A 21,390-nucleotide genomic window follows, 5' to 3' on the forward strand; every position below is an offset into this window, starting at 1 on the left:
ATAGTAAGAGAAGATCATGGACCTGTTTCGCAAGAAAACCGTGGACCAACTGACGGCGGAATCCACGCCGCTCAAGCGCACCATGCGCACCTTCGACTTGACGATGCTGGGCATCGGCGCGATCATCGGCACCGGCATCTTCGTGCTCACCGGCAAGGGCGCGCTCACCGCGGGCCCGGCGCTGTCGGTGTCGTTCCTGCTGGCGGCCATCTGCTGCGGTTTCGCCGGCCTGTGCTATGCCGAGTTCGCCTCGATGGCGCCCGTCTCCGGCTCGGCCTACTCCTACGCCTATCTGGCGTTCGGCGAGCTCATCGCCTTTATGATCGGCTGGGATCTGATTTTGGAATACGCGCTGCAGGCGGCCACCGTCTCCGCCGGCTGGTCGGGCTATTTCAACAAACTGCTGGAGGGATTCGGCCTGCATCTGCCGGTCGAGCTCACCGCCGCGTACGGCACCACGGAGGGCGTGACCACCTACTTCAACCTGCCGGGCTTCGTGATCGTGCTGATCATCACCTGGGTGCTGTCCATCGGCATCAACCAGACGAAGCGCACCAACGACGTTATGGTGCTCATCAAGCTCGCGATCATCGTGCTGTTCATCGTGTGCACCGTCTGGTACGTGAATCCCGACAATTGGAAGCCCTTCTCCCCCTACGGCATCTACACCTTCCAGCCCGGCTCCACCCAGCCGTACGGAATCGTGCCGGCCGCTTCGATCGTGTTCTTCAGCTTCATCGGCTTCGACGCGGTCAGCTCCTCCGCCGAGGAAACCATCAACCCGAACAAGACGCTGCCGCGCGGCATCCTGTGGTCGCTGGCCGTGTCCACCGTGCTGTACGTGATCATGACGCTGATCATGACCGGCATCGTGCCCTACCAGGAGTTCGCTAACTTCATCGACGCGCCGGTCGCCGGCGTGATCCTCGCCACCGGCCTCAACTGGCTGGCGTTCATCGTGAATCTGGGCGCGCTGATCGGCATGACCACGGTGATGCTCGTGCAGTTGTACGGCCAGAGCCGCATCTGCTATGCGATGAGCCGCGACGGCCTATTCCCGAAGTTCTTCGGCGAGGTGCATCCCAAGCATCGCACGCCGTTCAAGGGCACATGGTTCTTCGGCCTGCTCACCGCGTTCGCGGGCGGCTTCATCAACATCAACATCCTGTTCGAGCTGGTGAACATCGGCACGCTGAGCGCGTTCATCATCGTTTCGGCCGGTATTCTGTGGATGCGTAAAACCCAGCCGGACGCGCATCGCGGCTTTAAGGCGCCGGGTGTGCCGTTCACGCCGATCATTTCGATTGTGTTCTGCTTCATTCTGATCGCCGGACTCAACTGGGAGACGTGGGTGCGTTTCGCCGTGTGGTTCGCGCTGGGCCTGGCGGTGTACTTCGCGTACGGCCGCAAGCGCTCCAAGCTCAACGCCGTGACTGCCGAGTAACCCTGCAGTCCACTGCTCATAGGAAGGCCGCCCGCTCCATACAGGAGACGGGCGGCCTTCGTATTGAAATGCTCACCTGCTCGTCATCCCGAGCGGAGCACACAGTGCGGAGTCGAGGGATCTCCCCTCCCATATCGAGGATTGGATCCCTCGACTTCGCTCGGGATGACGTCAGGAGTAAACGGGCGGCGTCAGGAACAGTCGGAGTGACGTCAGAAGCAGCAAGAGGCCGTTCGAAAACCTTTGACGTGAATGTCGTGAGTGAGCAGGCCCGACTAGGCAACGTCGGGAGCCAGCGCGGACTCTTCTTTGGCCGCGTGTTCTCGGACCGCCTCGAGGGCGCGTTCGACCATATCATCGACCGAACCTTCGATGGAGATTTCGATGCCGGGCTCGTCCTCCTGGAGGGGTTCGAGGATGGCGAACTGGCTGGGCAGCAGCGCCGGCGGCATGAAGTGGCCCTTGCGGGCGGTGAGGCGCTCGGAGATCAGTTCCTGCGTGCCGACGAGATGCACGAAGAACACCGGCACGTTCTCGCGCAGCACGTCGCGGTAGGCGCGCTTAAGCGCGGAGCTGGAGACCACGGTGGACTGGTCGAGCGAGTCACGGGCGATCATCCACGAGTTGATGACGCGCAGCCACGGCCAGCGGTCCTCGTCGGTAAGCGGAATGCCGGCGGACATTTTGTCGATATTGACCTGCGGATGGAAGTCGTCGCCTTCGGCGAGCTCGAATCCCAGGCGGTCGCGGATCGCCTCGGCCACGGTGGATTTGCCGCATCCCGCGACTCCCATAACCACCACGTGAGTATTCATACCATGCTCCTTGTTGCTTCGCTGCCAGGATGACCAGACCTCAGCGTCTCCTGTTGAAGAATACGATAAATCAATATCTGATTCTTTGTCAAATCAAAAAGAGTACTTTTTAGAATAGCGTGTCGCACTTATAATTCTTTCGTCATCTCCAACAGCGATAATCAGCATATGAATAGCAGCACCGAATCCTCGCTTATGCATCTGCCGGTCACCGACAGCCTGGCCATCGCAATCCTCAACGGCGACTGGCAGCCCGGCAGCAACAAAACCCTCGAAAGCATCCAAGAGGAATTCGGCATCTCCCGCACCGTAGCCCGCGAGGCCGCACGCAGCCTCGAAGCGGCGAACGCGGTCGCCATCCGCCGCAGAGTCGGACTGATCGCCCAATCCCCCGACCAATGGTCGGCCCTCAGCCCACAGGTCATCCAGTGGAAACTGCATTCCAACCATCGCGCGCAGGAACTGCTCTCGCTGACCGAACTGCGTCTGGCCATCGAACCGGCCGCGGCCGACGGCGCCGCCCGGCACGCCTCAATCGACGTGAAAGCCAAATTCCCCGTACTCGCGATGGAACTACGCAAACACGGCGAAAGCGGCGACCTCGACACCTTCCACGAGCTGGACATCCAATTCCACAGCCTACTTCTGCGCAACAGCGGCAATGAGATATTCGCCGCCCTGGCCGATATCGTCGCCGTGATCCTGCGCGGCCGCGTGGAAATCGACATGTACCCGCAGCGCCCCGCCCCCTCAGCGCTCGACGCGCACGAAGCCGTGGCCGACGCGATCTGGAAGGGCGACGGGCAGGCGGCCCGTCAGGCGATGCACGATATTGTGGATGAGGTGGAGACGGCGATTACTGGGGGGAATCAGTAGGCGGCTGGGGTGCCGGCATGGGTTCTTTACCGACAGGTGGAAGTACGGTTGGTGCGTGTAACGGTTGGGCTATAAGGATGGCTCCGCCGGCACGGACTCTTTACCGACAAGCAAAAGTGCGGTTGCGATGTGCAACAGTTGGGTTATAAGGATGTCTCCGCCAGCGGAAAGCCCACTGGGCTTTCCTCAATTCTGGCTCGAGTGACCCGCTTATGCAATTCTTTCAGAATTGCGGCGGGTCACCATTCATGTCTTTGATATGCGATGCGGGTGGTGTCGGTGGGGCGGTCGATGAGTTGGATCAGGCCGCAGCGGGCGAAACCGGAGGTCTCCAGCACGTGCTGCATGGCCTTGTTATTCGGATGGGTGTCCGCACGCACATTGCCGTAATGCTGCAACGCCCAGTTGATGCAGTCGCGCGCCGCATGCTTCGCCAATCCGGACGCGGCGATGCGGTGAATCGTCACATACGGGTCGTCATCCAACCACGCGCCTTCGATGGTCCCATAGGTCGGATCCTCACCCGGGCAGAGTGCGAACTGCGCGAGAATACGCTCCTCGCCATGCAGATGATCCACCAACAGCATGGTGCGCTGGGCGGCGACATCTTCACGCACCACCGCCTCGCGGGGAAATTCGGTACCCCATTGCGTGGGATTGCCGGCCGCCGCCATCAGTTCGCGGGCATGCGCGTAGATCTCCATCATCCGAGGAAGATCCTGCTCCGTGGCATGGCGGAACATCCGCGCACCGGCGGTAGCATCGCTATTCGCACTCACGTTGGCACTCACCTCATCCGACATGCTCACCCGTCCTCTCTCAATCAACTGACGGCAAAACTACCATGCCTGCCACCCAAATCCAGACTCAGACGACCTTACGTTCGAAGGGGTCGGAGCTGATGCCCTTGGCGAGGATGTCTTTGCACCATTCTTTGGCGGTGAACAGGCTGTGGTCACGGTAGTTGCCGCAGCTCTCCTCGGTGGTGGCGGGCACGTCGCTCCATGTAGCTTCATTGGCGATGAATTCCAGCGACTCCTTCAGCGCGCGCGCCACATCCTCGGTGCTGTGCTCACCCCAAGTGAGCAGGTGGAAGCCCGTGCGGCAGCCGAACGGCGAGCAGTCGATATAGCCGGGGATGCGTTCGCGCAGCAGCACGGCGATGGTGTGCTCGATGGTGTGCAGGCCGCCGGTGGGGATTGCCGCCTCGTTCGGCTGGACCAAACGCACGTCGTAATTCGAAATCACATCGCCATGCGGGCCAGTTTCGGTGTCGATGTAGCGCACATACGGCGCCTTGACCTTGGTGTGGTCCAACTGGAAGCTTTCAACGACCGGTTTCTCCTGCGGCTGCGTCATATCTCATCCTTTCAACGAAAACATCCGCATACCACTGTCGCCGAAGCGCGCTGCCTCGTCAACCCCGCCCGTATGCGTGTTTTCGATAGCCCGTTCACAATGCGCAGCCGCAGGCCGCACGCCGTACTCCGCAACCCATCCAAGGCGCACCCCGAACCTCAGCGCCTAGCGATGGAAACCTATCCGACTCGTGCAGCACCGCGCCGCCACGCGCGGGCAGCAGGCAGCCCTCTCATTTCAGCCGGCTTGAGGCGCGGCGACTTCGGCTTGGAACGCGGCCACGGCTTCCATGAAACGCTTGCCGTACTGCTTGAGCTTGTTCTCACCCACGCCGTTCACCGCCAGGAACTGCGCATTGGTGAGCGGACGGATCGCGGCCATGTCACGCAGGGTCTTGTCAGAGAAGACGATATAGGGCGGCTTGCCGATCTCCTGCGCGATTTCGCGTCGCACCGCGCGCAAGCGTTCGAACAGCGCCTCATCCTCGTCACTGGGCGAGGCGATGCCCGACGATGCGCCGATACCGCCCGCCGCCGGACGGTCCGCACCGCCTGTGGAGCCCGCTCCCCTACCGGAAACCGTTCCGCCGGAGGACGCGGACGAACGCTCCACCCGTTTGATCTCATAGTGGAAATCAGAAGCGATGGTCTCGCCGGCCCGCGCGCCGAACTTCACGATCGGCAAACGACCCTCCGCGATGAACAGGAAACCGTCGGTGGCCATCTGACTGAGCACATCACGGATGCGCGCCTCGTTCACATTCTTAAGCACACCGAAAGTGGGCATGGCCTCGGGATTGAGCCATGCGAGATCCTGGGCTTTGGAGCCGCGCAGGATTTTGACGATTTTGCCGGAACCGACCCGCTGGTCCACATCATGCACGCATTGGCTGATCGCCCGCGCGACGGCCGTCACATCGATGGTTTCAAAGGTCTGCCCGCAATTCGAGCAGGCGACGCACTGCGCGCCGTCCTCCCCCGCTTGCCCGAAATACCGCGTCATATACCGGTGCAGGCAGTCGGTGGTGCGGCAGTAGCCGATCATGCCGTCGAGCAGGCGGCGTTTGGCCGCGCGCACAATCTCCTGCTCCTCGGGGCTGAGCCGCTCGTTCTCATAGTCGCTGTCGAGCAACCGCCGCCGTGTGACGATATCGGATTCGTTCCACAACAGCGTGCATCGGCTGGGCTCGCCGTCTCGGCCCGCGCGACCGGCCTCCTGATAGTACGCCTCGATGCTTTCGGGCATATTGTGGTGGATCACGTAACGCACATTCGACTTGTCGATGCCCATGCCGAAGGCGTTGGTGGCCACGACCACGGGCACGCGGTCGGCGACGAAATCAACCTGCGCCCGGTTGCGTTCGTCGGCCAGCATACCGCCGTGGTAGGCCACGGCGACGGGACCTTCGGGAGCATGCTCGCCTTTGGCCAACCGCAGCTGCGGCACGCTTTGGTTGAGCGTGGCGGCGAGCGCTTCGGTGTCTTTGCGGGTGGCGCAGTAGATGATGCCGGATTCCTCCGCATGCTCGGCCACATAATCCGTCACCCACGCGGCCTTATGTTTGGTCTCCATCTTGAGCACGTCGAAGTACAGATTCGGCCGGTCGAAGCCGGTCACGGTCACCGCCGGATTCCGCAGTCCCAGCAGGCCCACAACGTCGCGACGCACGCGTTCGGTGGCGGTGGCGGTGAACGCGCCGACGACCGGGCGCGTGGGCAGGCCGGCGATAAACTCGCCGATGCCCAGATAGGACGAACGGAAATCCTGTCCCCATTGCGAGACGCAATGCGCCTCGTCGACGGCGACCAACGAGATGGGCACACGCGCGGCGAAGTCACTGAATCGCGTGGTCTCCAAACGTTCCGGCGCCACATACAGCAGTTTGATCTGGCCGGCGGCGGCCTGCGCAAGCACCATGCCCTGTTCGTCGGGGCTTTGCGTGCCGTTGACGAAGGCCGCGGGAATGCCGGCGTCATTCAGACCGTCGACTTGGTCGCGCATCAGCGAGATCAGCGGCGAGATCACAATGGTGATGCCGGGCATCAGTATGGCGGGAATCTGATAGCACACGGATTTGCCGGCACCTGTGGGCATCACGCCCAACACGTCCCGGCCGGCGAGCAGCGTGTCCACGATGCCCGCCTGGCCGGGTCGGAACGAGTCGTATCCGAAGAAACGTTTCAGTGCGCCAAGCGCCGCCGTGTTGTCAGTCATACCCGACAAGTCTAATGCGCCGGCGTGCGTTCCTCGTTATTCCACGTTGGCGTGCTGGGCTTCGGCGTCGGCGTCGGAGACGTTGTCGCGGCGCGACAGCATCAGGCACAGCGCGTCGAGCGCGATATGCACGCTCTGGTCGAACAGGGAGCTCAGCAGCTGGATGGAGCCGCCGGCTTCGCCTTTGACGCGGCCGGGCACCATGATGACGGCATCAGCCGCGGCGGCCAGCGGGGATTCGGGCTTGGAGGTGACGGCGATGACCTTCACTCCCAGCTTCTTGGCGGCTTCGGCGTCTTCGACGGTGCGGCGGGTGGTGCCGGAGCCGGAGATGGCCAGTAGCACGTCGCCCTCATGCATGGAGGGGCAGATGGTTTCGCCCATCATGTAGCTGGTGTAGCCGATGTGCATCATGCGCATGGCGAAGCTACGCGCCTGGAATCCGGAACGGCCTTCGCCGGCGGCGTAGACGCGGCTGTTCCTGCCGATGACGTCGGTCGCGGCTTTGAGGTCGGCTTCGTCCATTTTCGCGACGACACCTTGGATCTCCTCGACGATTTGGTCGAGGATGCGCGGCTCGCTGGCGTTGGCGTCGGCGGCGGTGGTGGTGGTGTTGGCGGTCATTGCATTTCCTCCTTGCATGCGCGGCATGCTGCTTGAATGTCGTCGGCTTTGGTGATGGCCGATCCCATGATGACGATGTCGAGGCCTTCCGCGGCGAGCGCGGCAAGCTGGTTTTGTTTGATGCCTCCGGCGATGGCGATATGCGCGATCTGCGGGAAGCGCTGTTTGAAGGCCCGCACTTGGGCGACGGGGTCCTTGGTGGCACCGGAGTCGACCGAGGTGTGCAGGCAGTAGACGGCGTCGGGGAACACGGCGATCTTCTCGATGCGCGTCTCGTCGCATTCGAGCAGGTCGATCATCATCACGCCGTTGTGCTCGGCGGCGGAGGCGGCGCACGCCTCGAGCGTGCCCATCGACGAGGAGCCCATAACGGTCAGATATGTGAATCCGCACTGGAAACCGAGGTCGAATTCGTATTTGCCTTCGTCGCAGGTTTTGATGTCGCCCAGCAGCGTGGCCTCACGAGTGAGCGGTTCGAGGGTGCGCACGCCGAACTCTTTGGTGAGCGAGGTGCCGATTTCGATGATGTCGGCTTCGCCGGCGATCTGTTCAACGAGTTCCCGCGCGCGTTCCAAGCTCACGCGGTCGATGGCGACTTGCAGTTTCACAGCGTGACCTCCTTGCGGTCGGTGGTGGCGATGAACCGTTCCAGCTCCACGGCCGTGGGCAGGCCTTCGGAGTCGGAGACGCTGGTGACCTGGATGGCGCCGACGGCGTTGGCGCGTTCCAGCAGACGTTCGTCGTCCAAACCTTCGAGCAGCGCGGTGATCACACCGGAGGCGAAGCCGTCGCCAGCGCCCACCGTGTCGACCACTTCGACCTCGAAGCTCGGCACCACGGTTTCGACGCGGTCGCCGTTCGTGTCGCGCTCGAAGGATGCGGAGCCGCTGTCGCCCAGTTTGATGATAACCTTCTTCACGCCCATATCGAGGTAGAAGTCGGCGATGGCGCGCGGATCGTCGAGACCGGCGAACAGCTGCCCCTCGGACAGGCCGGGCATGAACACGTCGCATTTGGCGGCGAGTCGGTTGGTCGCCTCGATCATGGCCTCCTGGCTCGGCCACAGGGTGGGGCGCGGGTTCGGATCGAAGGTGACCAGAACGCCATGCTCGCGGGCCGCGTCCACGAGCGCGCTCACCGTGTCGTAGGTTTTGGGGGTCAGGGCGGAGAAGATGCCGGTGACGTGCAGGATCTTGAGCCCTGCGAAGTCGATGCTCTCCACGATGTCGGGGGTGGTCTGCGAGGCGGCGGAGCCTGCGCGAAAGTAGATCACCTTGGAGTCGGTTTCCGAGGGCAGTTTGAGCTGGAAGCCGGTGGCGGCGCCGGAGACGCGGCGGATGTTCGCCGTGTCGATGCCGGATTCGTTCATATAGTCGATGATCAGGTCGCCCTGCCAGTCGTCGCCCAGCTGGGTGACGTAGCTGATGGAATGGCCCTGACGGTTCACGCCGATGGCCACGTTGAATTCGGCGCCGGCCATCTGTCGGGGCAGGGTGCGGGCTTCCATATAGGTTTCGTCGGAATCGGCGATGAGGTTCACCATCGGCTCACCGATCGTCATCACTTCGCTCATGATTGTTGCCTCTTTCTCAAATGTTCTGCCTGGTATGTGCGATTGCTGGGATGGGAAGAATGATTGGATTGGAAGGCGGGCGTCACTTCGCGGCGACGACCGCGCGCAACGTGGCCACTTGTTCGGCCACCCGGCCGGATTCGATGGGGAATTCGAGGAACACCGGAACGTCCGGATCCAGCTGCGGGAGCATCGACTTCCAGTCGATGACGCCGTTCTCGAGCATCGTGGTGCTCAGCTCCTCGCGGGCCGCGGCACCGTTCACGTTCTTCAGATGGAACACGGTGATGCTCTCGCGCAGTTGGGTGAACGCCTCGTCGGCGTTTTCGCCACGCCAGAACCAGTTGCCCAGATCGAAGGTGTAACCGATCCGACCGCCCACCTCCTTGATATGCGCGAGCGAGGCGGCGGTGCAGGCGAAGGTGCCGTTTTCGGGGGTCTGGTCGTTTTCGATGGTCAGGCTCACGCCGTGCGCGGCGGCTTCGGCGTCAAGTCCGGCAATCACGGCGGCGTCCACGTCTTTGACATCGCCTTGGTTGAACTTCACGTTCTTGACGCCCATGCGCTTCGCCTCGTCGAGGAATCCCACGAATCCGGGGTGCGCCGCTCCGTCGATGGTGATGGATTCGGGCACGGAATAGAACAAGTCGAGACCGTGTTCGCGGGCCGCTGCGGCGATGGCGTCGAATTCGGCGTCATCGGCGATATATTCGCGGCGCACTTCGGCAAGCGTGACGCCGTGGCCGGCGATGGTGGGCAGGATGGCGGACTGCGGGGTGCCGGACTGCAGTTCGGTCATGTAGACGAGGGTGTTGATGCCGATGGTGGTCATGATGGGGGCTCCTTATGGATTGAGAGGATTCGTTTGGTGGAGGCGACGGTCCGCGCGCGTTCGGGGACCGCTCGGGAGGAGGATATTGACGACTGGGCCGGATGGCGGGCGGCGGACCTCATGTCGGCCGCCCGAGAGGAGGATGGCTTAGAACAGCAGCAGGGCGGCGAGTCCCATAATCGGGAAGCTGCACAGCCAGTAGACCGGCACGCCGTTCTTGAGGAAGGTCTTCGGCTCGAGCTCGTTGTAGCCGACGGCCCACATGTTCCACGACTGGGTGACGCAGGCGGAGATGCAGGTCATCGAAGGCACCACGAGCATCGCGAAGAGGAACCAGACGTTGAAGATGCCCATGCCCATGAGGATGCCGATCACCGCGGAGCCCGCGCCGTAGAGCTCCAGCGGGCCGCGGAACAGAGCCAGCGGGGCGAGGATGCACACGGCGAGCGCGAGGATGAGCTCGTTGTTGGGCACGATGGAGGTGAGGGCCGGGCCGAAGTCCTCCATAACGGTGACGGCAGTCTGCTGGAAGAAGCGCAGCACGAGCAGCATGATGATCAGGCTGCCGATGTCGCCGATGGCGGTTTTGGCGGTGGAGTTGAGGATGTCGACGAAGCCCTTGTAGGTCTTCATGTGGCCGGTACCGAGGAAGGCGATGATGGAGGCGAGGAACAGGGCGGGCACGGAATCCCACTGGAAAAGGATGCTCAGGGCCACGGGCACGACCGGCAGCACGTAGGTCCACACCGGCACGTCGGGGATGTCGGTCGGGCGGTCGGCGGGGTCGCCCACCTCGTACGGGGTGCCGTTCTTGATGGCTTTGGCGTTGAGGAGGATGAAGATGATGACGCCGAGCATCTGCACGATCATGGCGGGGATGCCGAAGCTCAGGTAGTGGTTGCCCCATTCGATCACCTGTCCGTCCGGGGATTCGTAGCCCTGGTAGAAGGCGGCGAACTGCACGAACATCACATTGTTGATCCACATGGCCGCGCCGATGGAGAGGGTGAACACAGGCACGGAGACGCGCTTGGGCACGCCGAGACGGCCGAGGATCGGGAAGAGGATCACGCCGATGGCGATGGCGGAGCCGACGCCGTAGGCGCTGGTGAAGATCAGGCAGGTGACGAGCGCCACGGCGATGGTGGCGAGCAGCGGGCTTTTCTCGCCGACTTTGGCGGTGCGGTACGAGATGGAGGCCGCGATGCCGGTGTCCACGAGCACGCGGCCGAACCATGCGCCGCAGATGATCTGGATGATGGTCGGACCGTAGGTCAGGGCCGGCTGGGCGAAGGTCTCCTCGATCACGTCGAAGGATTCGCCGATGCCGAAGGGCACGCCCAGGAAGTAGATCAGCGTCCAGACGATGGTCAGGATGAAGAATCCGACGGTGAGGTTGCCGCCGCGCATCGCGTAGATCACGAAGCAGGCGAATGATGCGATGAGCAGGATGCCCATGATCCACATAATCATGTCTCGCTCCTCCTTGAGCAGGTGGTGTCTCTATTTTCCAGTGCCGATCGGTCGGCTTGTGTCGACCGTCGTGTTGACCGATTTAGTTTATCGGTTTCGTAAACCGATAAACATAGAATACAACGAAGCGAAAAGACATGGATTCACACGGCGTGTCGCCAATAACGGCAACAAAAAACGCGCCCGAAGGCGCGTTGGGTTCATAAGCCGGAACCGTTACCTCATAGTGGAGGCGTGGACGTGAAGCTGCGCGGGCACTTCGATCAGGCGGTGGCCATCGCTTCGCGCGGCCACCGCGACTCCGTCCAGGGTGACCGCTTCTGAGGCGTCGGCATCCTCGGCTCCGCCATAGGCCCGCGCCAGCAACGCTTGGGCCACGGCGCGCCCCATCAGCACCGGCTGCTGGTCGAGGCAGGTGATGCCCTCGCCGCTGTAGCGCGCCCATCGTTCGTCGGCGAAGGCGCATACGCCGATCCGATCCTGCTCGCCGGTGGATTCGGGCATCGCCTCCATCACATCGCGCATGCTTTCCTCATTGTTGGCGAACAGACAGATGCGATCATCCCCATGCTCCCCCACCACGGCGGCCAGTTGCGCGCGCAGGCCATCGACCTCACCCCCGTACACCAGCACCTCGCCGTTCAGTCCGTTGGACTCCGACGCGCCATCACCCAGCTTGCCATCACCCGACGCGCCACGCTCGGCCAGATACCGCTCCACCGCATCGCGTCGGATGGAACGGGTGCTGACCCCCCGGTCGGAACGGGTGACGAACACCACGTATGAGAAGCCCTGCGCGGCCACATGGTCGAGCATCTCGACCGTGGCCTCATGGTTGTTGGTCGCCACGCAATCGCACACCAAGGGGCGCACGAAACGGTCGAGCATCACCATCGGCTTGGATTCGCCGCCGGTGCAGTAGGCCGTGAGATATGCGTCATTGCCGCCCACCGTGTTCACGATCAGCCCGTCCACCTGCGCGTCGAGCAGCGCCTCGATGTTCGCGCGCTCGATCGCCGGATCATTGTTCGAGTCGCTGACCAACAGTTGGATGTCGCGCGCACGCAGCTCCTGCTGGATGCCTTTGAGCATCTGCGAGCTGAACGGATTGCCGATGTCGGCGATCGTCACGCCCACCATGTTGCTTACGGTCGATTTCAATCCCTGCGCCATCCGGTTCGGCCGATAGCCGAGTTCCTTGATGGCCGACTCGATCTTGGCCTTCGTCTCGTCGGACATATACCCGTACTCGCCATGCAGGTAGCGCGAAATCGTGGTTTTCGACACCCCGACCGCGGCCGCCACATCCCCCATGCTCGCCTGTTTGCGGCCAGTGCCTCGTTTCATCTGCAGCGCTCCCCTCATACATGACGTCAACCGCACGGTTCCTGTTTCCTCATCATAAGCAACGCGCCGCCAAGATGTCGGCCGGCCGTGACGAATCGCAAGCGAAATGCGGAAAATCCGCCACGGTCGACATCAATTCACATCCACAAAGTACGCCTTCGAGGCATATCAGATGGCGCGCAATGCCTGCTCCAGATCGGCGATGAGATCGTCGACTCCTTCGATGCCGACGGACAGGCGCACCAGATTCTCCGGCACTTCGAGCGTGGTGCCGGAGACCGAGGCGTGGGTCATGGCGCCAGGATGCTCGATCAGGCTTTCCACGCCTCCCAGCGATTCGGCCAGCGTGAAGATCTCGGTGGCGCCGGCGAAGCGTTTCGCCGCTTCAAGCCCGCCCTTGACCTGCACGGAGACCATGCCGCCGAATCCGCCGTGCATCTGACGCGCGGCGACTTCATGGCCCGGATGCGATTCCAATCCCGGGTACCAGACGCGTTCGATTTCGGGGCGTTCCTCCAGCCAACGCGCGATCGCCAGCGCGTTCTCGCTATGCCGACGCACGCGCAGGTCGAGGGTTTTGAGCCCGCGGATGTCGAGCCAGGAATCGAAAGGCGAAGGCACCGCGCCGGCGGCGTTCTGCAGGAAGGCGATCTTCTCGCGCATCTCCTCGTCGTTCAACGCCACCGCGCCGCCGACCACGTCGGAATGGCCGCCGATGTATTTGGTGGTCGAATACACCACCACGTCGGCCCCGTCCTCAAGCGGATGCTGCAGAGCGGGCGAGGCGAAGGTGTTGTCGACCGCGACCTTGACGCCATGCTCGTGCGCGATGGCGGAGACGGCGGCGATATCGGTGATGTTGAGCAGCGGATTGCTCGGCGTCTCCACCCACAGATAGCGGTATTCCTTGGACTCCATCGCCGCGGCCACCGCGGCCGTGTCGGTCACGTCCACCACGTCGAGGCCGATGCCCCACGGCACGAACACTTTGGCGAGCAGACGGTAGGTGCCGCCGTACACGTCGTTGCCGAGCAGGATGTTGTCGCCAGGTTTCAATGTGGAGCGCAGCAGCACGTCGATGGCGGCCAGACCGGACGAGAAGCTCAGGGCGTAGCGCGCGCCCTCCACTGCGGCGAGCTGCGCGTCGAAGGAGTTGCGGGTCGGATTCACGGAACGGCTGTAATCGTAGCCGTTGCGCGGATTGCCGACCCCGTCCTGCTTGTAGGTGGAGGTCATATAGATCGGCGTCACCACGGCGCCGGTGGTCGGGTCGGGCTCCTGGCCGGCGTGGATGGCGCGCGTGGCGGTGGCGAGGGCGGCGGAATCGGCAAAGTCGAAGGTTGCGGTGGTCATGGGTTGGGTTCCTTACGTTGAAATGTTCTTTATTGTGCGTGTTGTGACGATATGAATTTCGCTGTTTTAATTCGCCAGGTACTGCTCGGCGATCGAAGGGCGGGTGGTGCGTTCCACCACGTCGGCGAAGCCGTTGGCGCGCATCCATTCGTCGTTGAAGATCTTGTCGAGGTAGCTGCGGCCGGAGTCCGGCGCGAGCACCACGATGGTCTGGCTCTCGTCGAGGCTGTTGGCGAGCGCGTATTTGATGGCAGCGGCCACGGCCATGCCGGCCGATCCGCCGACCAGCAGGCCTTCCTCGGAGGCGAGACGTCGGGTCGTTTCGAAGGCTTCGGCGTCGCCGATCTGCACGATATCGTCGGTGATGTCACGGTCGAAGGCCTTGGGGTAGAAGTCCTCGCCCACACCTTCGATTTTGTACTGGTGCACATCGTTGGGGTTGGAGTAGATGGAGCCTTCCGGATCGGCGCCGATAACCTTCACCGCGCCGTTCGACGCCTCTTTGAGGTAGCGGCCGGTGCCGGAGATGGTGCCGCCGGTGCCGATGCCGGCCACGAAATGCGTGACCTTGCCTTCGCTGGCCCGCCAAATCTCCGGTCCGGTGGTGGCGTAATGGCTGGCCGGCCCGTTGGGATTGTCGTACTGGTTGGGTTTGAACGCGCCGGGAATGGTGGCGGCGAGACGGTCGGAGACACGATAGTAGGAGCGCGGATCGTCCGGTTCCACGTCGGTGGGGGCCACGACGACTTCGGCCCCATAGGCGCGCAGCACCGCGCGCTTGGATTCGCTGACTTTGTCTTGCACGACGAAGATCGCACGGTAGCCGCGCTGCTGGGCGACCATGGCCAACCCCACGCCGGTGTTGCCGGAAGTGGGTTCGACGATCACACCGCCGGGCTTGAGCTGCCCGGAGCGTTCGGCCGCGTCGATGATGCGTTCGGCGATGCGGTCTTTCGAGGATCCGCCCGGGTTCATGTATTCGAGTTTGACGGCGATGGTGGCGTTGACGCCGGCCGCTTGGGGCAGGTGGTTGAGACGGACGAGCGGGGTGTTGCCGATCAGGTCGGCGGTGGAGTTGGCGATGGTCATGGCTGGGGTTCCTTCTGCTGGGCTGACTGTTCGGGATGGTGACTGGTGTTCCGGTGTGTGACCGACGTCTCCAGGTGAACAGTGCTCGGCAGTTGAACCGTTGAGAAGAACCGTGCGTTGCCCGCGTTCATGTTCGCGCGTTTGCCGCGAACCCACGCGTATCCGTTGTGATGTTCCTCGCGGCGAGTACGCCGATTCCCGAAAAAAGAAGAAGGAAAAACAAGGACCGCGGCCTGATCGCCGCGAAGAAGGTTCTATCTCAAGTTATGCGTCGTCAACCGCTCGCCTAGGGGCGTCGGTCAGCGACAACAACATGAGAAGAACTGCATGGTTCATGACCATAGCACAAGGGGCGGCGTCGGCGCGCCGCCCCTTTCCGCATGATGGACATGCCGCACGGTCAGACGACTAGGCCCTTCGGAACCGGCATGACCTCACGCCTGGCGGTGAGAACCCACGTGATCCATACGACCAACGCCGAGAACGCCACGGCCAAAGCCAGCGGAATCCACACGATCGGCTTGTCCACATACACCGAGCCGTCGGCGGCAGGAGACAGTCCGACGCCGCCTTTGAGGGCGTCCCACAGCCACTGCAGCCGCCCGAACGGGATGGAGAATTCCCGGATCCCCCCGGCGACCGCGACGATCGCGAACACGGCCACCGCGAACCACACGATGCCGCGCGATCTCGCCATCGCCAATACGGCGCCGATCAGTTGCCCCGCCATCACGACGCCCAGCATCAGGGCGAGCACGCCAAGAAACACGAACACCATGCCGAGCGGCAGCACGCTGGGCACGTACTCGTCGGGCAATCCGGCCGGCGGAATCGCGCCTGCGGCCATCTCCTCACCGGAGACGCCTTGGATCTCACCACCCGAAGTCGAGGATTCCACGAGGGCCAGCGAATAGGTGTAAAGGAACCGTTCGGACCCCAAAGTCAACTGCAAGGGGGTTTGCAACACGTACGTGACCGCCCATGGCACGTAGACCATAACCGTGGCGCACAGCGCCAGCATGGCGTTCACCACGCTTTGCTCCCAGACGATCGTCTGCCGGGACACGCCATGGCAGAGCAGTGGGTCGATGCCCAGTACCGCCCATGCCGCGGCCGCCAGAAACAGGACGACCATGGTCTGCGTCTCCAACGCGTCGGTGCCCCAGGAGGATTCAGCCCAAGACAAACGGTGCCACCATGCGATCGCGTCGAAGGCGATCATCATCAGCAAGCCGACTGCGAACACCAACACGAACAGGCCGTGTTTGCGCAGGGTCGCGCGCCGTTGCCGATTGAACATCTCTGTGTTCCACACCATGTCAGAGAACCTCGATTCCATCGTGATAATCCCAATTAGCGAACGCCTCGGCGTAGGAGGAGGTGAGACGGACGCAATACTCCTGCAATCCGAGCGGGCGCGCCGTGACACCCTCCGGCAGATCCGCGGCATTCACCTCGCCTCTGACCGTCAACGTGACCATCGATCCCAGGGACTGCCGCCGCATCACCAGCAGCATGCCGTCATTCGCGTACGCCTCCATCACGTCGGCGGGGCCGGTGAGTTCGACGGCATGCTGCGCCATGCAGTCCACGGCGAAATTCTCGAGCACTTGGCCCTGTTCGAGAATGATCGCATGTTCGATGACGTGCGCGATTTCGTCGATGATATGCGTGGAGATGACGATGGTGCGCGGACGTTCGGCGTACGCCTCCAGCAGGAAGCGGTAGAAGAGCTCGCGGTTGACCGCGTCGAGGCCGAGCACCGGCTCGTCGAGCAGCAGAACGTCGACGGGCACGCACAATGCGGCGACCAAGCGCACGATCATGCGCGACCCGAGCGAGAGATTGCCGTATTTCGCAGTGGGGTCGATATCGAACGCGGCGAGCATACGCGCGGCCAGCACCCAGTCGAAACCGCCATAGAACCGCCCCTCGTTGCGGAAGAACGTGTTGAGCGAATAGGCCATCAGGAACGGCATCGTTTCGTTGACCAGATAGATGCGCTCCTGCGCCCACTCGTCGTCCAAGACATCGACATGGTCCATGACGACTCTGCCGCCGTTCGGCACGATCCGGTTGGCGATGGCGGCCAGCAGTGTGGATTTGCCCGCGCCATTGCGACCGAACAGGCCGTAGATCTTGTTGTCCTCGAGCGTCAGACTCGCATGCCGGAGCGCCTGCACGCCGTCGAATGTTTTACTCAGATGGGTGACCTCAAGGCTCATGTTGCGCCTTCTTTCATGATTGACGGTATCCTTTCTCGATCAACGCGGTAAGTTCGCCGGGCCCGATGCCGAGCTGTTTGGCTTCGGCCACCAGTTGGGAGAGCCGGTACGTGAGGAATTCCTCGCGTTTGGCCGCACGGGCTTTTTCTCTGGCGCCGGTGGCGACGAACATGCCCAGTCCCCGCCGTTTTTCCAACAGTCCTTGGTCGACCAGCAGATTCATGCCTTTGAGCACGGTGGCTGGGTTGATGCGATAGGTGGTGGAGATTTCAGTGGTGCTGGGCACCTGCTCCCCTTCTGGGTAGGTTCCGGCGACGATGGCTTCGTTGAGCTGGTTCGCCACTTGTTTGAATAGTGGCTCGCCGCTGCTGTCGTCGAATCGCACGACCACCCCCTTCCCAAGTTATTCAGTTAGTTACTTATGTAACTAACCATACAACCTAAGATGCGATTTCGTCAATAGGTGGAGGTTCGCCGTTTACCAGCGCAATGATTACCAGCGCAATGAAGCCGCGTCGATCAGCTGACGCGTGTATGCGTTCCTCGAATCGGAAAGAATGGCGTCGGTGTCGCCGACCTCCTCGACGCGTCCGTTATGCAGCACAACGATGCGGTCGGCCAGATGCTGCACCACGCCCAGATCATGCGACACCACAATCAGCGCAGTGTCGGGGCGGGCTTGGCGAATCGCGCGAAAGGCTTCGAGAATCTGGACGCGGGCGGCCACGTCGATGGCGCTCATAGGCTCATCGGCGAGAATCACGCGCGGCTCGTTGACGATGGCTCGGGCGATGGCGACGCGCTGCGCCTGTCCGCCGGAAAGATTCGCCGGATGACGTCGCGCGAACACCTCCGGATCGAGCCCTACGGTGAGCAACGCCTGATTCACCCGTTCCATCACCGCCTCGCGCGGCATATCCTTATGCCGCAGCATCACCGGCTCGGCCACCGACCGCCACACACTCCAATGCGGGTCGAGCGAACCGAACGGATCTTGGAACACCAGTCCGGATTCCCGCCGCAACGCCTGGAACCCCGGCAGTTTGCGCATCGCCGACATCGACAATGGTTTGACGCGCGCAGCACCGGCATCCGCAACATCCACAGCACACGCGGCGTCGCCCGCTTCCTGGGCGGCGTTGACCGCCAGCCCGTCATAGCGCACCACACCGGCATCCGCTCGCCCCAAGCCGAGCAGGATGCGCGTCAAGGTGGATTTGCCGGAGCCGGAGCCGCCGATGACGGCGAGGCACTCCCCCGCACGCACATCGACGTCCACATCGAACAGCACCTGTTCGCGCGCGGCTCCGCGGCCGAAGGAGGCGCTCAACCCCCGTCCCTCGAGTATCGTCGTGCGATCGATCGCCTTGGGATTATCCATCAGACTTCTCCTCGCTCACTCTCACCAGCTGGCCCGCCCGCGGACTCCCGCGACAGCGTGAGCCGCCGCGCGGCATCGACCAGTCGACTCGCCTCGGCAGTGTGCGGCGAGGTCAACAGGTCGGCGGTCGCGCCGGATTCCACGACGCGCCCCTCGTCGAGCACATAGCAGCGTGTGGTGGCGCGCGCCAGCACCGAGAAATCATGGGTGATGAACAGCATGGACGCGCCCGCGTCATCGACCAACGACACCAGCAGATCGACGATCTGACGCTGGGTGATGGAGTCCAACGCGGTGGTCGGCTCATCGGCGATGATCAGACGCGGTGAGGTGATCAGCGCGGTCGCCAGTCCCACACGCTGCTGCTGCCCGCCGGAAAGCTCGTGAGGGAATTTGCGTGCCATGTCCGTGTCGAGACCGACTTTGGCGAGCATCGCCATCACCCGATCCCGTCGCTCGGCGCGGTTGAGGTCGTAATGCAGGCGCAGCGGCAACTCCACCTGCTGCCCGACGGTCATCACCGGATTGAGGGACGCGGCCGGATTCTGGAACACCGTGCCCACATAACGGCCACGCAGGGCCGCCAACGCGCGCTCGTCGGCAAACCGCTCCCCCTCGCACACGGCCGCCTCCCCCAGCCGGATCAGACCGGAGGCCTGAGCGCGCGACGGCAGCAGTCCCAGCATCGCCTTGGAGATCATCGATTTGCCCGAGCCCGACGAACCGACCAGGCCGACCCGCTCGCCGTCGCCGACGCGCAGATCCACATCTCGTACGATTGGCGCGCCTTGGATGGTGATATTCAGTCCGCGAATCTCAACGCCCATGCTCCACCCCCTGCGCCGCGGCCGCAGCATACCGCTCCTCCAACGCGTCACGCAGCGCGTCACCAAATACGTTCAGGGCGACGACTACCACGGTGACAATCAGACCCGGCCACAGCACGGTGAGCGGATACACGTTGATGAATCTGACCGACGTGGCCAGCGAATGACCCCAACTCGGCACGCCCGAGGGCACGCCGATGCCGAGGTAGGTCAGGCCGCTTTCGGCCAGCACCGCCGTTCCCGCGGACAGCGACAGCTGCACCAGCAGCACGGGAAGAATATTGGGCACGATGTGAGTCATAAGCACGCGCATGCCGGACGCGCCGTTGGCCAGTGCGGACTCCACATAGCTCGACCGGGCGGCCAATAGCGCCGAGGGACGCACCACGCGCGCGAGATTCAGCCCGTATCCAAATCCGCACGCCACCACGATCACCACGATGGACGCGCCCAACGGCACAGCCAGAATCAGGGCGATCAACACGGTGGGAATGGAAATGAGCGCGTCGACCACCACCACAGAGGTGTTCGCGAGCGCGGAATTGCGGGCCACCATGGCGGCGACGAGCAACAGGCCGAACGCTCCCGAGAACGCGACGGTGAGAATGACGATGAGCAGATTCGTGTGCGAGCCGGCCATCAGCCAACTGAACACGTCCGCGCCGGTGCCGTCGGTGCCGAGCCAGTGCGCGGCGGAGGGTTTGGCCCACACGTTGTAGCCGTCGGTCGCCCACAGGGATTGCGGGGTCCAGAACAGGGAGACGAGGGCGACAAGCGCCCACAGCGCGAGGATGATAAGCGAGAATTTGCCTTCGGGTTTGCGCCAGACGGCGTGTAGGACGAAGGCGAGGGATCCCTCGACTCCGCTTCGCTCCGCTCGGGATGACGGGGAGGAGAGATGTCCTGCCGAGGATGGGATATGCTCTGCCAGGGAGGTACGGTCCGACGATGAGGGCGGGGGCAGTGACGACTGGGTCATTGAGTCACCTCCGAGCTGTCGGCGGATTTGAGTCGGGGGTCGAGCAGCCGGTGGGCCAAGTCAACGACCAGGCCGACGCCCAGGAAGAACGCGGCGAGGAGGAACAGTTCGCTTTGCACGGCGATGAGGTCGCGGTTGCCCACGTCGGTGACGAGTCCGCTGCCGATGCCGGGCAATGCGAACAGGTTCTCGATCACCATCACGCCGGTGATCATGGAGGCGAACGTCAGGCCGACCACCGACACGAGTTGCGGCGTGGCGAGACGCAGTCCGACGCGCAGCACCGCTTGGGTGCGGGTCATGCCGCAGGCGCGCGCCATATCGACGTAGCCGGATGAGGCCAGCGATTCCAATGCGGAGCGCGTGTAGCGCATAATGCTCGCCCCCACAATGATTCCCACCGACAGGGCCGGCAGAATCAGCGACCAAATCGCCTGTCCGGGCGAGGCCCATCCCTCCTGCGGGAATCCCTGCGAGGGGAAAAGCCCCAGCAAGCCGGAGCCGCGCGAGAACAGCAGGATGAGCAGCAGTCCGCCCCACAGCGCCGGAATCGCGCCGCCGATAATGGCCACGACGCGCAACGCCGAACGCATGCGGGGCGAGCGCGCCAATACGGCCGCACAGCCAAGCGGCAGACCGATGGCCAGCGCCACCAGCAGACCGAGAATAATCAGCGGAAACGTGATTGAGGCCCGCGAGCCGACCAGCGCGGTGATCGAACGGCCGGTCAGAATCGACGTGCCGAAGTCGCCGTGCAGCAGCGCCCCCGCCCAATCGGCATACTGGGCGACCAGCGACCTGTTCAGGCCGAGCTGTTCGCGCAACGCTTCCACTCGTTCGGGTGAGGAATTGACTCCCGCCATAATGGACGCCACATCGCCCGGCAGCACGCGCAACGCGGCGAACACCAGCACGGAGATGCCGAACAGCGCCGCCACAAACAGCAGCAGCCGGCGAATCACGAACCTCATATCACTTG

21 protein-coding genes are annotated in these 21,390 nt (G+C 63.1%); 2 read left to right on the forward strand and 19 right to left on the reverse strand.

Features of this window, described 5'->3' with window-relative positions; translation table 11 throughout:
• The first annotated feature begins 16 nt into the window (after window positions 1-16).
• Complete coding sequence (locus AC1AV0_RS02655) at window positions 17-1,444, forward strand: amino acid permease (protein WP_476570849.1); 1,428 nt, start codon at window positions 17-19, stop codon at window positions 1,442-1,444.
• 275 nt (window positions 1,445-1,719) lie between these two features.
• Here AC1AV0_RS02655 and AC1AV0_RS02660 read toward each other — a convergent pair whose 3' ends face one another.
• Complete coding sequence (locus AC1AV0_RS02660; RefSeq protein ID WP_476570850.1) at window positions 1,720-2,259, reverse strand: gluconokinase; 540 nt, start codon at window positions 2,257-2,259, stop codon at window positions 1,720-1,722.
• 168 nt (window positions 2,260-2,427) lie between these two features.
• Here AC1AV0_RS02660 and AC1AV0_RS02665 point away from each other — a divergent pair, with 168 nt between their 5' ends.
• Window positions 2,428-3,135, forward strand: a complete 708-nt coding sequence (locus AC1AV0_RS02665; protein WP_476570851.1) for a FadR/GntR family transcriptional regulator — start codon at window positions 2,428-2,430, stop codon at window positions 3,133-3,135.
• Window positions 3,136-3,374: 239 nt separating this feature from the next.
• Here AC1AV0_RS02665 and AC1AV0_RS02670 read toward each other — a convergent pair whose 3' ends face one another.
• From AC1AV0_RS02670 to AC1AV0_RS02755, 18 genes are all read right to left on the reverse strand, one after another.
• The gene (locus tag AC1AV0_RS02670) at window positions 3,375-3,878 is read right to left on the reverse strand and encodes a GNAT family N-acetyltransferase (protein WP_476570950.1); all 504 of its coding nucleotides are present in this window, start codon (window positions 3,876-3,878) and stop codon (window positions 3,375-3,377) included.
• Between the two features lie 124 nt (window positions 3,879-4,002).
• On the reverse strand, window positions 4,003-4,494 hold the full coding sequence (locus tag AC1AV0_RS02675) for an S-ribosylhomocysteine lyase (RefSeq protein ID WP_476570852.1): 492 nt from the start codon (window positions 4,492-4,494) through the stop codon (window positions 4,003-4,005).
• Between the two features lie 237 nt (window positions 4,495-4,731).
• Window positions 4,732-6,708 carry a DNA helicase RecQ gene (gene recQ, locus AC1AV0_RS02680; RefSeq protein WP_476570853.1) on the reverse strand — a complete coding sequence of 659 codons (1,977 nt, stop codon included), beginning with the start codon at window positions 6,706-6,708 and terminating at the stop codon, window positions 4,732-4,734.
• 36 nt (window positions 6,709-6,744) lie between these two features.
• Window positions 6,745-7,332: a 6-phospho-3-hexuloisomerase gene (gene hxlB, locus AC1AV0_RS02685; protein WP_476570854.1), complete on the reverse strand. Its 588-nt coding sequence runs from the start codon at window positions 7,330-7,332 to the stop codon at window positions 6,745-6,747.
• Window positions 7,329-7,940 carry an orotidine 5'-phosphate decarboxylase / HUMPS family protein gene (locus AC1AV0_RS02690; protein WP_476570855.1) on the reverse strand — a complete coding sequence of 204 codons (612 nt, stop codon included), beginning with the start codon at window positions 7,938-7,940 and terminating at the stop codon, window positions 7,329-7,331. The genes hxlB and AC1AV0_RS02690 overlap by 4 nt, the downstream gene beginning before the upstream one ends.
• Window positions 7,937-8,905, reverse strand: coding sequence for a sugar kinase (locus AC1AV0_RS02695; protein WP_476570856.1), 969 nt, complete (start codon window positions 8,903-8,905; stop codon window positions 7,937-7,939). Before AC1AV0_RS02695 ends, AC1AV0_RS02690 begins: the two co-directional genes overlap by 4 nt.
• Window positions 8,906-8,987: 82 nt before the next feature.
• The gene (locus AC1AV0_RS02700) at window positions 8,988-9,737 is read right to left on the reverse strand and encodes a sugar phosphate isomerase/epimerase family protein (protein WP_476570857.1); all 750 of its coding nucleotides are present in this window, start codon (window positions 9,735-9,737) and stop codon (window positions 8,988-8,990) included.
• Between the two features lie 147 nt (window positions 9,738-9,884).
• Window positions 9,885-11,210, reverse strand: a complete 1,326-nt coding sequence (locus AC1AV0_RS02705; protein WP_476570858.1) for a gluconate:proton symporter — start codon at window positions 11,208-11,210, stop codon at window positions 9,885-9,887.
• A 216-nt stretch (window positions 11,211-11,426) separates the two neighbouring features.
• Window positions 11,427-12,557 (reverse strand): LacI family DNA-binding transcriptional regulator, encoded by a 1,131-nt coding sequence (locus tag AC1AV0_RS02710; RefSeq protein ID WP_476570859.1) that lies wholly within the window; start codon window positions 12,555-12,557, stop codon window positions 11,427-11,429.
• Window positions 12,558-12,725: 168 nt separating this feature from the next.
• The gene (locus AC1AV0_RS02715) at window positions 12,726-13,910 is read right to left on the reverse strand and encodes a cystathionine gamma-synthase (RefSeq protein WP_476570860.1); all 1,185 of its coding nucleotides are present in this window, start codon (window positions 13,908-13,910) and stop codon (window positions 12,726-12,728) included.
• Window positions 13,911-13,976: 66 nt separating this feature from the next.
• Window positions 13,977-14,999, reverse strand: coding sequence for a pyridoxal-phosphate dependent enzyme (locus AC1AV0_RS02720; protein ID WP_476570861.1), 1,023 nt, complete (start codon window positions 14,997-14,999; stop codon window positions 13,977-13,979).
• A 400-nt stretch (window positions 15,000-15,399) separates the two neighbouring features.
• The gene (locus AC1AV0_RS02725) at window positions 15,400-16,317 is read right to left on the reverse strand and encodes a hypothetical protein (protein WP_476570862.1); all 918 of its coding nucleotides are present in this window, start codon (window positions 16,315-16,317) and stop codon (window positions 15,400-15,402) included.
• A gap of 1 nt (window position 16,318) precedes the next feature.
• On the reverse strand, window positions 16,319-17,224 hold the full coding sequence (locus AC1AV0_RS02730) for an ATP-binding cassette domain-containing protein (protein ID WP_476570863.1): 906 nt from the start codon (window positions 17,222-17,224) through the stop codon (window positions 16,319-16,321).
• A 13-nt stretch (window positions 17,225-17,237) separates the two neighbouring features.
• The gene (locus tag AC1AV0_RS02735) at window positions 17,238-17,609 is read right to left on the reverse strand and encodes a GntR family transcriptional regulator (RefSeq protein WP_476570864.1); all 372 of its coding nucleotides are present in this window, start codon (window positions 17,607-17,609) and stop codon (window positions 17,238-17,240) included.
• Window positions 17,610-17,717: 108 nt separating this feature from the next.
• The gene (locus AC1AV0_RS02740; protein WP_476570865.1) at window positions 17,718-18,605 is read right to left on the reverse strand and encodes an ABC transporter ATP-binding protein; all 888 of its coding nucleotides are present in this window, start codon (window positions 18,603-18,605) and stop codon (window positions 17,718-17,720) included.
• Window positions 18,605-19,432, reverse strand: coding sequence for an ABC transporter ATP-binding protein (locus AC1AV0_RS02745; RefSeq protein WP_476570866.1), 828 nt, complete (start codon window positions 19,430-19,432; stop codon window positions 18,605-18,607). Before AC1AV0_RS02745 ends, AC1AV0_RS02740 begins: the two co-directional genes overlap by 1 nt.
• Window positions 19,422-20,411: an ABC transporter permease gene (locus AC1AV0_RS02750; protein WP_476570867.1), complete on the reverse strand. Its 990-nt coding sequence runs from the start codon at window positions 20,409-20,411 to the stop codon at window positions 19,422-19,424. Before AC1AV0_RS02750 ends, AC1AV0_RS02745 begins: the two co-directional genes overlap by 11 nt.
• The gene (locus AC1AV0_RS02755) at window positions 20,408-21,382 is read right to left on the reverse strand and encodes an ABC transporter permease (protein ID WP_476570868.1); all 975 of its coding nucleotides are present in this window, start codon (window positions 21,380-21,382) and stop codon (window positions 20,408-20,410) included. Before AC1AV0_RS02755 ends, AC1AV0_RS02750 begins: the two co-directional genes overlap by 4 nt.
• Window positions 21,383-21,390: the final 8 nt, after the last annotated feature.

The sequence above is a fragment of the Bifidobacterium sp. LH_558 genome (assembly GCF_056356295.1).

What these genes read in the sequence shown, in the direction of transcription:
- AC1AV0_RS02660 (WP_476570850.1), bottom strand. Translation starts at nt 2,259, where the DNA reads ATGAATACTCACGTGGTGGTTATGGGAGTCGCGGGATGCGGCAAATCC.
- AC1AV0_RS02740 (WP_476570865.1), bottom strand. Translation starts at nt 18,605, where the DNA reads ATGGATAATCCCAAGGCGATCGATCGCACGACGATACTCGAGGGACGG.
- AC1AV0_RS02720 (WP_476570861.1), bottom strand. Translation starts at nt 14,999, where the DNA reads ATGACCATCGCCAACTCCACCGCCGACCTGATCGGCAACACCCCGCTC.
- AC1AV0_RS02700 (WP_476570857.1), bottom strand. Translation starts at nt 9,737, where the DNA reads ATGACCACCATCGGCATCAACACCCTCGTCTACATGACCGAACTGCAG.
- AC1AV0_RS02730 (WP_476570863.1), bottom strand. Translation starts at nt 17,224, where the DNA reads ATGAGCCTTGAGGTCACCCATCTGAGTAAAACATTCGACGGCGTGCAG.
- AC1AV0_RS02745 (WP_476570866.1), bottom strand. Translation starts at nt 19,432, where the DNA reads ATGGGCGTTGAGATTCGCGGACTGAATATCACCATCCAAGGCGCGCCA.
- hxlB (WP_476570854.1), bottom strand. Translation starts at nt 7,332, where the DNA reads ATGACCGCCAACACCACCACCACCGCCGCCGACGCCAACGCCAGCGAG.
- AC1AV0_RS02755 (WP_476570868.1), bottom strand. Translation starts at nt 21,382, where the DNA reads ATGAGGTTCGTGATTCGCCGGCTGCTGCTGTTTGTGGCGGCGCTGTTC.
- recQ (WP_476570853.1), bottom strand. Translation starts at nt 6,708, where the DNA reads ATGACTGACAACACGGCGGCGCTTGGCGCACTGAAACGTTTCTTCGGA.
- AC1AV0_RS02710 (WP_476570859.1), bottom strand. Translation starts at nt 12,557, where the DNA reads ATGAAACGAGGCACTGGCCGCAAACAGGCGAGCATGGGGGATGTGGCG.
- AC1AV0_RS02750 (WP_476570867.1), bottom strand. Translation starts at nt 20,411, where the DNA reads ATGACCCAGTCGTCACTGCCCCCGCCCTCATCGTCGGACCGTACCTCC.
- AC1AV0_RS02715 (WP_476570860.1), bottom strand. Translation starts at nt 13,910, where the DNA reads ATGACCACCGCAACCTTCGACTTTGCCGATTCCGCCGCCCTCGCCACC.
- AC1AV0_RS02665 (WP_476570851.1), top strand. Translation starts at nt 2,428, where the DNA reads ATGAATAGCAGCACCGAATCCTCGCTTATGCATCTGCCGGTCACCGAC.
- AC1AV0_RS02695 (WP_476570856.1), bottom strand. Translation starts at nt 8,905, where the DNA reads ATGAGCGAAGTGATGACGATCGGTGAGCCGATGGTGAACCTCATCGCC.
- AC1AV0_RS02705 (WP_476570858.1), bottom strand. Translation starts at nt 11,210, where the DNA reads ATGATTATGTGGATCATGGGCATCCTGCTCATCGCATCATTCGCCTGC.
- AC1AV0_RS02725 (WP_476570862.1), bottom strand. Translation starts at nt 16,317, where the DNA reads ATGGTGTGGAACACAGAGATGTTCAATCGGCAACGGCGCGCGACCCTG.
- AC1AV0_RS02655 (WP_476570849.1), top strand. Translation starts at nt 17, where the DNA reads ATGGACCTGTTTCGCAAGAAAACCGTGGACCAACTGACGGCGGAATCC.
- AC1AV0_RS02670 (WP_476570950.1), bottom strand. Translation starts at nt 3,878, where the DNA reads ATGTTCCGCCATGCCACGGAGCAGGATCTTCCTCGGATGATGGAGATC.
- AC1AV0_RS02675 (WP_476570852.1), bottom strand. Translation starts at nt 4,494, where the DNA reads ATGACGCAGCCGCAGGAGAAACCGGTCGTTGAAAGCTTCCAGTTGGAC.